This is a genomic window from Streptomyces sp. PKU-EA00015 (genome assembly GCF_013387495.1).
Classification (GTDB): Bacteria; Actinomycetota; Actinomycetes; order Streptomycetales; family Streptomycetaceae; genus Streptomyces.
This window is the reverse complement of record NZ_JABZEE010000042.1, coordinates 104600-111486: the sequence shown is the minus strand read 5'-3', so window position 1 is coordinate 111486 and position 6887 is coordinate 104600. Positions and strand designations below refer to the sequence as shown.

7 protein-coding genes are annotated in these 6887 nt (G+C 69.9%); 4 read left to right on the top strand and 3 right to left on the bottom strand.

Features of this window, described 5'->3' with window-relative positions; translation table 11 throughout:
* The coding region (locus HW130_RS24865; protein WP_177151909.1) for an NUDIX domain-containing protein at positions 1 to 363 on the bottom strand (363 nt) is incomplete at its 3' end.
* A gap of 183 nt (positions 364 to 546) precedes the next feature.
* On the opposite strand from HW130_RS24865, the gene HW130_RS24860 reads away from it, so the two are divergent.
* Positions 547 to 1101, top strand: a complete 555-nt coding sequence (locus tag HW130_RS24860) for a M23 family metallopeptidase (RefSeq protein ID WP_309140562.1) — start codon at positions 547 to 549, stop codon at positions 1099 to 1101.
* 33 nt (positions 1102 to 1134) lie between these two features.
* Here the strand turns inward: HW130_RS24860 and HW130_RS24855 are convergent, their stop codons facing one another.
* A complete protein-coding gene (locus tag HW130_RS24855; protein ID WP_177151908.1) occupies positions 1135 to 1938 on the bottom strand; it encodes an N-formylglutamate amidohydrolase in 804 nt (267 codons plus the stop codon).
* A 299-nt stretch (positions 1939 to 2237) separates the two neighbouring features.
* On the opposite strand from HW130_RS24855, the gene HW130_RS36180 reads away from it, so the two are divergent.
* Positions 2238 to 2360 carry a hypothetical protein gene (locus HW130_RS36180; RefSeq protein ID WP_256356315.1) on the top strand — a complete coding sequence of 41 codons (123 nt, stop codon included), beginning with the start codon at positions 2238 to 2240 and terminating at the stop codon, positions 2358 to 2360.
* Positions 2361 to 2384: 24 nt separating this feature from the next.
* Here the strand turns inward: HW130_RS36180 and HW130_RS24850 are convergent, their stop codons facing one another.
* Positions 2385 to 4367, bottom strand: a complete 1983-nt coding sequence (locus tag HW130_RS24850; RefSeq protein WP_177151907.1) for an N-6 DNA methylase — start codon at positions 4365 to 4367, stop codon at positions 2385 to 2387.
* A 144-nt stretch (positions 4368 to 4511) separates the two neighbouring features.
* Here HW130_RS24850 and HW130_RS24845 point away from each other — a divergent pair, with 144 nt between their 5' ends.
* Positions 4512 to 5453, top strand: a complete 942-nt coding sequence (locus tag HW130_RS24845) for a serine/threonine-protein kinase (protein WP_256356314.1) — start codon at positions 4512 to 4514, stop codon at positions 5451 to 5453.
* 98 nt (positions 5454 to 5551) lie between these two features.
* Positions 5552 to 6811 (top strand): serine/threonine-protein kinase, encoded by a 1260-nt coding sequence (locus tag HW130_RS24840; protein WP_177151905.1) that lies wholly within the window; start codon positions 5552 to 5554, stop codon positions 6809 to 6811.
* Positions 6812 to 6887: the final 76 nt, after the last annotated feature.

The following is a 6887-nucleotide window of genomic DNA, read 5'->3' as shown; positions in this document are numbered from 1 at the left end:
CGCCGCTGCGACCAGCGCCGCGGCGGTGACCCGGGTGACCCCACGCGTGCCGTCCACGAGGACGGCGCCGATCCGGACGCCGTCGGCGTCCGCCCGCAGCCCGGTCTCCTCTGCCAGCTCGCGGACCGCGGCGTCCTCGAACCTCTCCCCGGGGTCGACCTTGCCGCCCGGCAGTTCCCATACGCCGTTGTGCCCGAGCCCGAGCAGCACCCTCCCGTCAAGGGCCGGAGCGGCGACGCCGTCGTGGTGCTCCCGCAGGTCCGCGCTCCGAGCGTCGAGCACGACGACACCGACGCCGACGAGCCCGTTGGGAGTGGGAAAGGCACGCTCGGGTCGTTCCACGGACTGCGCGCCACCGTTCATTCGGCCTCTCCTTCGTTCTCCGCCGACATGTAACTGAATGCTGCCAGACCGGACCTCCGGCCGTGGAAGGGCGGGTCGCAGGGTGCCGCGACCAGTGTTGACTTCCTCAACTGCCTTGTTTTATCGGCTAGTTGATAGGGAAGCCAAGTCTGGTCAGGTCGTTCACGACAACGGGGGTACACAGTGCGCCATGCCAACAAGGTCCTGCGCAGAATCGCCGCCGCGGCAAGTGCGGTGGCAGCGGTCGCGGGCATCGGCCTGGCGGGAGCCCCTCCCGCCGCAGCCGTCGACTACTACTACGAACTGCCCTACCCGTCGGGCGAGTCCTACATGGTGACCCAAGGGCCGGAGGGCACGTACTCGCACACCGGCCCGTACAACGAATACGCCTGGGACTTCGGGCTCCCGGCGAACTACGAGGTCTCCGCCGCGCAGGGCGGCACGGTCCTCGTCTCCAACTGGTCGCCGTACTGGCAGAACGGCATCGAGGTCATCATCCGCCACTCCAACGGCCAGTGCACGCACTACGCGCACCTCAACCGGGCCATCTACAACACGGGCGACTGGGTCCCGCAGGGCCGGATCATCGGCTGGTCCGGCGCCACCGGAGCGGCCCACGGAGCGCACCTGCACTTCCAGGTCATCAACTGCAACACACGCGCCGGCATCCCGGCCACCCTCCAGGGCTGGACGCCGCCCACGGGTTCGTGGCCGGTCAGCGTGAACACACGCGCCTGAGAACCGGGGAGCGGCAGACCGGGAAGAGGCCGGTCACCCCAACGAGCCGACGGCCTCCACAAGGCCGGCCAGGGCATGACCGAGCGCCTCCAGACCGGGCCCTGCCGCGCCACCCGGCTCCTCCATGTACACGTCCCGCCGAATCTCGATCATCAGCGCGCTGACACGCTCGTCCCGCCCGTAGTGCTTCAGCGGCACGTACGTCCCCGCGAACGGACTGTCCGTCCCGGTCCCGCCGAATCCGGCGAACGCCGTGCGCGCCGCGTCCAGCAGCCTGGCCGGCGTGTGGACCGGGTCCGTCCCGAGGCAGATCGGCGGCCGGGGCCCGTCGCCGTGCAGCTCGTACGGCAGAGGCTCGGTCGGGTACGAGTGCACATCGACGACCACGGCGCGCCCGGCGGCGGCGAGCCGTGCATCGACGGCCGCGGTCATCGCGGCGGCGTACGGCTCGAAGTACCGCCGGACCAGGTCGCTGCCGTCGTACTCCTCGGGTCGCAGCGCCTCGCGGTGCGTGGTCCGCGTGTACACCGCGCCCATCCCGACGGCGAGCATCTCCTCCCGCTCGTCGGGGAAACGCTCGGGGTCGATCACCAGCCGGGACAGCTGGTTGACGAACCGCCAGGGAGCGAAACCGGCAGCTGCGGCTGCTGCGGCGGCGATCTCCGCGGTGTGCGAGTCGGTGATGTGGTCGAGCTCCCGCTCCAGCGCCGCATCGTCCAGCACGATGCCGGCGCGGACGTCGGCGGGTATGGCGCGGGAGGAGTGCGGGACGTGGAGGATGACGGGCGAGTCGGGGGCGCCGGGGAGGAGTTGGAAGGACGGTGAAGGGCCGTTCATGCGCTGGTCCTTGTGGTGTGGGGACTGATGCTCTGGCTATTTTCGAAAGCTGCCCACGGCGGAAGGGGCCGTGGAACGAGACGGCACCACAAGGAGGTGGGACAGCCGTTCGTGGTCACCCCGGCCTAGCCGGCCATGGTTCCTGTCAGAAGAGTGACAGCTGCTCCAAGGGTCTTCTCCTTGCGGACGGCCTCGCGCCATTTGAAGGGAACGACGACGTGCTGGCTCGCGCAACAGCCCGGCTTCGTGCTGCCGAATGCCGACTCGCCTACGGACAGCCAGACACTGCTCTGCGTGCGTTGGACGATTGCCGCTCTCTCGCCGCGACCTCGACGGAAGTGATGGCCGCGCAGCTGGCCGAGGTGTGCGACGAAGTGGCCGTCGACATCGATGAGCGGGTTGCCGGACCCGAGGGCGTGTGAGGGGCCCGGTGCGCCGTCAGCCCGTCAGCCCGTCAGCCCGCCCGCCGCCAGTCGGTCGCGCACATCGTCGATCAGCCCCGTGCCCAAGTTCCCTGCCTGCACCAGCAGTTCCTGGAAGTCGCTCAGGCGGCGGAAGGCTTCCGCATAGGTGGTGGCCTGCTCGTCCAGCGGCAGTTGGAGCACCTGAAGTCTTCGGATGTCCACACGTGACGAACTGGAAGCATGCGTGCCGGCCTGGCGGCCGTTGGAAGGGGCACGTAGACATCCGGCAAGGAAGTGGGCGTCCAGTTTCTCCGGATCCACACGCAGCACGTAGAGCTGGGGTCCGAGCGCCACGGGAGGCCCCTGGTGCACCCACGCGCGGAAGGCGCGGACCACCCCGGCCACAATGACGTCGCCCTCCTCGGCCGTGGTGTGCTCGATGATGGCTGACACCGTTCCGCTGGGAGTGCCGTCCATGAGCAGGTCGGGAACGGTCAGCAGAGGAACGCCCTCGCCCTGCACCGGACCGGTCGCGGTCGGCTGCTGTCCGACCCGCAGCGTCAGGGCGCCGGCCTTGACCAGGTCCCCGACGGTGGCGGTCGTGCGCGACTCACCCTCCAGGAAGCCCAGCTTCGACAGGTGCTGTGTCAGATGGGTGAGTTCACCCAACGCCCCGGACAGCTCGTCCCACGAAGCCGCAAGGTCCACATCGCTTGTCTCTCCGGAAACGGTGTAGCGGCCGGGAGTGACGTCGACCTCGTCGTCCAGCAGATCGAGAAGGGAGACGCGCACGGCACCCTCCGGGAGCTTCGCTTCCGGTCGGTCGAGTTCGGCGACCGCGTCCAGCACGAAGGATGACAACACCCCCCAATCCGGGCCCGTTTCTCGCACTCCCGATCGGCCGAACCCGGCCGCGTCGACGAGGAGTGCGTCCTGAGCGGTCGGAGACGCGGTGCTACCTTCCCCCGCCGCTCGCAGCACCCACAATTGGAGCGAGACGCTGTGCGGTTGGGCACAACCGGGAGGCAGTGCCACGACGGCCCGTAGCAGACCGGTACGCAGCAGGGACCCCCTGATGCGGCGGCCCGCCTTGCGGGAGGCGACGGCCGGGGGGAGGACGACCACGGCCGCGCCACCCGGCCTGAGATGGGCCAGCAGGTGCTGCACCCAGGCGAGTTCCGGCTCGGTGCGCGGCGGCAGCCCGTGCGTCCAGCGCTGGTCCGTTGCCAGTTCCTCGTAGCCCCAGTCCCGTTCGTTGAACGGCGGGTTGCACAGGGCGATGTCGGCCCGGAGCCCCGCGAACGGGTCGTCGCGCAGAGCGTCCGCCGTGGCGATCTCCGTACGTACGTCATGTCCTTCGGTGGCGAAGCCGAGCCGGGCTGAGGCGAGGGCAGCGAGGGCCGTGTCCTTCTCGCAGCCCAGCAGCGCCAGATCTGGGCCCTTGTAGTCCTCAGTGACGGCTGCCACCAGGTGCCCCGTGCCACAGGCCGGGTCGAAGACGGTGAGCCCGTCGCCGTTGTCCCCCGTGCGGATCCGCAGCGCGATCCGGGCCATCAATGATGCAAGTGGCGGCGGGGTGGTGCTCAGCTGGCGGACGTGGGTGTCCAGCCAACGCTGCAACAGGAACTCGAACGTCTCCCGCTGTCCTTCCGCGCGGCCCAGCCGGGCCGCGTCGCCGACGAGGTCGACGGCCGGTGCCGTGAGCCCCGCGCCGGTTGTACGTGCCCGGGGGCTGCGCATGCGACGTGCCGCTTCGGCGATGGCGAGGCCTGATTCGTCGCGAGTGCCCAGAGCCTCGAAGCGCGGCCACAGCAGTTCACGTCCGCCGACGTCGTCGAGCTTCCCGTGATCACGCAGCCACTGCTCCACTTCGGACAGCGAGAACTGCGGGCTGACGTCGGTGCCCCCGATACGGGACGGGAAAGAGTCGTGGCGGCGGCGCCAGTTGCTCACTGCCGCGCGGCCCACTCCCGCGATCCGGGCGATCTCGGCCAGGCTGACGGGTACAGCGTTGGGTGTGCTCATCTGGGAGGCTCCGGGTTCATCGGGCCACCGGGTTGGTCGGCGGTCCCGGCAGCCGTAGTAATGCCCAGGCTACTACGATGATTGACTTTGTTCACAGGATAGATCCGTGCTGCTGCTGTGTGGGAAGTGTGGAGGATGGGGAATTTGCAGACCTTCGTGCCAGGAATGGTGCTGTGTGACCGATACGAACTCGCTTCGGTGCTCGGGCGCGGCGTGATGGGCCAGGTCTGGCAGGCGCGGGACCTCTCCCTCGAACGACCGGTCGCGGTCAAGACCGTCGCCGCCGAACTGCTCGCCGTACCCAGCAGTCGTGAGGCGGCGCTGGCCCGCTTCCACCGGGAGGCCCGAGCAGCCGCCCGCCTCGACCATCCCAACATCACCACGGTTCACGACGCGTCGATCACCGACGACACCTGCTGCCTGGTGATGCAACTGGTCGACGGCACCACCCTGGAGCACCTCTTCGACCAGCAGGACGGCGGACGGTTCGACGTGCCGACCGCCGCCGCGGTCGCCGCCCAACTGTGCTCCGGACTGTCTGCCGCCCACGAGGCCGGCCTCGTGCATCGTGATCTCAAGACGCAGAACGTCATGATCCGCCGCGACGGTGTCGTCAAGATCCTCGACTTCGGACTGGTGAAGTCCCTCGCCGACGCCGATCCGCGGCTGACCATGACCGGCGAGGGTATCGGCAACATCCTGTGCGCCTCACCGGAACTGCTCGAGGGGCACGGCCGGATCGACGGTCGCAGCGACCTCTACGCGGTCGGTTGCCTCCTCCATCACATGCTTACGGGTGCACCTCCGTTCAACGTCTCCCAGCCGGCCCGCCTCGCCTCCTGCCATCTCGGCGAGACCCCGCCGCCGATCGGAGAAACACGCGCGGATGTTCCAGAACCGCTCGAGGCGCTGGTGACGTCGCTGCTCGCCAAGAGCCCGGACGGCCGGCCCTCCACCGCCACCGAGGTGTACGCCACCCTCGGCCCGTTCCTCCCCGCGTCCGATCCGGCGCTGGCCACCCGTCGCGGCCTGCCCGAGGACCCACGCCGTCCCTTCCTCGTCCCACAGGGGCCGAGGCCCCTGTGATCGGTGAGAGGATGGCCGTCGCTGGCCGGGCGCACCGCACCGCCCCGGCCGTAGGGGTGTGACGGGCGCCGCCGGCGCCAGGAGTGGGGACGGGCGCGATGCGGCGAAGCCTGGGGCGGTACGAGCTGACGCACGAGCTGGGCCGGGGCGGCATGGGCGTCGTCTGGGCGGCGCGCGACCACGACCAGGGCGGTCACGAGGTCGCTCTCAAACTGCTCGCTCCCCAGGGATACGGCTCCGAACTCACCACCCTGGAACGCCGCTTCCTGCGCGAGGCCCGCCTCACCGGCCGTCTCAGCCACCCCGGCATTCCTGCCGTCCTCGACCACGGCAGCCACGACGGCGAGCTGTACCTCGTCATGGAGCTCGTGGACGGCCGTGCCCTCGACGCCGTCCTCAAGGACGAGGGCCCGATGGCGATCGACCGCGCCGCCGGGATCGCCCAAGCCGTCGCCGATGTCCTTGCCTACGCCCATGGGCAGGGCATCGTCCACCGCGACCTCAAACCGTCCAACCTCATGATCACCGATGCCGGACAGGTCAAGGTGCTGGACTTCGGAGTGGCCGCGGCCTTGGAGCCCCGGCCCGGTGAGACCAGGCTCACGGCGAGCAATGCCGCCCTCGGCACCGTCGTCTACATGGCGCCCGAACAGGCCGTCGGCAAGACGGTGCCGGCGAGCGACCTCTACTCCCTGGGCTGCGTGCTCTACGAACTCCTCGCTGGAACGCCGCCGTTCACCGAAGGCGGTCCCTTCATGCTCTATCACCGGCACGCGACCGAGCCTGTCCCCCCGCTCACCCGCCGCCGGCCCGACGTCCCCGACGGCCTGGACAGGCTGGTGGGGGCCCTGCTGGAGAAGCTTCCCGAGGATCGTCCTGCCTCGGCCTCCGAGGTGCGGGCCCTGCTCGACCCCTGGGTCCCGGCCCCCGTCGGTCAGGCGGCGACGGCACACCCCCGGCTCGCGGAGATCGCCGCGCTGCGGCGTGCGGGTCGCCCCGCGCCCGCGCTCGCGGCGTACGAGGAGCTGCTGGTGTCGGCCGATCTGGCCGGCGCCGACGTCCTTGCCGCACGGGTCGGCATAGCCCTGTGTGCGGGGGCCCTCGGGCGCACCCGCGAGGCCCTCGACGAACTCAGGTCCGTTCTTGCCGAGCAGCGCAGTCTGCTGGGTCCCTCCAACCCGGCCGTCCTGGACACGCGCTACGAAATCGCGGTGCTTCTCGTGAGATCCGGCGAGCGCCATCCTGCCCATGAGCTGCTGCGTCGCCTCGCGGACGACGAGGAGCGGGCCTTCACGGAGGACGACCCGAGGCGGGGCCGCTCACGAGCCCTGCTCACTCGGCTGAACCGGATGACCTGAGATCATCTTTGTAATCTCTGTTCACAGCCTGCTCGCGATGTTAGGATGCCGTCGCACCGTTCGGGTGGGAAGACAG